Origin of the sequence: Paenibacillus terrae (assembly GCF_000943545.1) — a bacterium.
GTDB lineage: Bacteria > Bacillota > Bacilli > Paenibacillales > Paenibacillaceae > Paenibacillus > Paenibacillus terrae_A.
Genome location: NZ_JTHP01000161.1, coordinates 1 through 1,681 on the forward strand (window position 1 = coordinate 1; position 1,681 = coordinate 1,681).

General features: G+C 45.9%; 2 protein-coding genes and 1 pseudogene. 2 read left to right on the forward strand and 1 reads right to left on the reverse strand.

The genetic code is table 11. From position 1 onward, the window contains the following. A pseudogene (locus tag QD47_RS33620) lies at nt 1-218 on the reverse strand (hypothetical protein); the annotation flags it as partial. Between the two features lie 114 nt (nt 219-332). Between QD47_RS33620 and QD47_RS29380 the strand changes: the two are divergent. Both QD47_RS29380 and QD47_RS29385 read left to right on the forward strand, forming a co-directional pair. Next, nucleotides 333-659: a transposase gene (locus QD47_RS29380; protein WP_044649454.1), complete on the forward strand. Its 327-nt coding sequence runs from the start codon at nt 333-335 to the stop codon at nt 657-659. A gap of 17 nt (nt 660-676) precedes the next feature. Then, nucleotides 677-1,591: an IS3 family transposase gene (locus tag QD47_RS29385; protein WP_268794285.1), complete on the forward strand. Its 915-nt coding sequence runs from the start codon at nt 677-679 to the stop codon at nt 1,589-1,591. Nucleotides 1,592-1,681: the final 90 nt, after the last annotated feature.

Sequence of the window (1,681 nt, forward strand, 5' to 3'; positions counted from 1 at the left end):
CATGTAACTTCGTTGATTTCGTACTTTCTCAATTTATCATAAATTTTCTGACGTCGTTCACATTCTTTCCGCCATACTTTTAAGATTTTTGCACCAACTTTATGGTTTGGAAAGGTCTGACTCAATTTAATGTGAGGCTCTATCATACCGTAGTTATCTATAAAGAATTTGTCGACATATGTGTAAGTTACACCAGAATCAATTATAGCTTTAAACAACCAGTAAATTCGTCGTATCAGAAAAATTTGAAAAGGAAGCTATTTAGCCCCCAAATGAACTTGGACAGTACACCCCTTATTCCGATAGAATGAAATCAATCGGAGGGGACGACAATGGAGAGAAAACGGTATGATCTGAATTTCAAGAAGATGGTAGTAAGCAAAGGGTACGAGATCGGCAATATGACAGGTGTTGCCCGGCAACATGATGTGGATCCGAAAATGGTACTGCGCTGGGCGAAGCAGCTTGAGCGTAAGGATCAGGAACAATTGGATGGCAGGGCTTTAAAGCAGCCCACTTTCGTTCCAACAGCCAGCGACTACGCCGCTTTGGAGAAAGAACATGAGAAGCTCAAAAAGCTCTATGCCGAGCAGGCGCTAGAGAGAGAAATCCTCCGAGACCTGTTAAAAAAAACGAACCCTCACTTGCGGATAAAATAGCGATTGCGAACGTCTACATCTCGCAAGGTCATTCCATCAGCCTTGTACTGCGTATCTTGGAAGTGGAACGTTCTACGTATTATGCATACGTGAATCGTCGGAACAAGCCCTCAGCATCGATTCTCAAAAGCGGTCGTCCCACGCCAGGATACAGCTTCACACAAGAGGGCAAGCGGATCAGTGATGAACAAATCAAAGAGTGGCTCATGGAGATGCTGGCTGACGAGTATACGTCTGTGTATGGCTACCGCAAGCTGACGAAACTCTTAAATCGCCAGCATCGGCTGGTGATCAACAAGAAGAAAGTCTACCGGCTGTGCAAGCAGATGCGTGTCTTGCGTCCGCAGCGGAAGATCAAGGTCAAGCATCCGAAGAGACTCGCGAATAATCGAACCCTCACCGGCTCCAATCAACTATGGGAAACGGATATTAAATATGGCTGGATTGCAGGTGAGCAGCGCTTCTTCTTTCTCCTGAGCATCATCGACGTGTTTGATCGATCTATCGTCACCTACCACTTGGGCCTGTCCTGCGAAGCCAAGGATGTGGTTCAAATTACGCAGGAGGCGCTGATGAAGCGCCAGCTATTTGATAGGGCGAAGAGACCCGTCATCCGATCAGACAATGGACCACAGTTTATCAGCCATCGATTTGCGGAGGCCTGTGAGCAGTTTGAACTCATCCATGAACGTATTCCGCCCAAGACACCCAATAAGAATGCGCATATCGAGTCGTTCCACGCGATCTTGGAATCGGAATGTTATCAGCGGCACGAATTTGAAAGCTATCCCCATGCGTATGAAGTTGTTACTGGCTTTATCCACAACTATAATCATGATCGGCTACATGGCAGCATCTATGATATGTCGCCTTACGAGTATATGACTGCAATTAAGCAGGGTACGGTGGAAGCGAAGCTAATCAAGGTGTAGCTGGTAGCACCAGCATAAATGGAGAAAATGCGAGCATTTCTATGTGATCTTTCGAATAAGAGGTGTTGTGTCCATTATTCGGGGGTTAAA

Coding starts and splice junctions, on each gene's coding strand:
- QD47_RS29380 (WP_044649454.1), top strand. CDS start 333: ATGGAGAGAAAACGGTATGATCTGAATTTCAAGAAGATGGTAGTAAGC.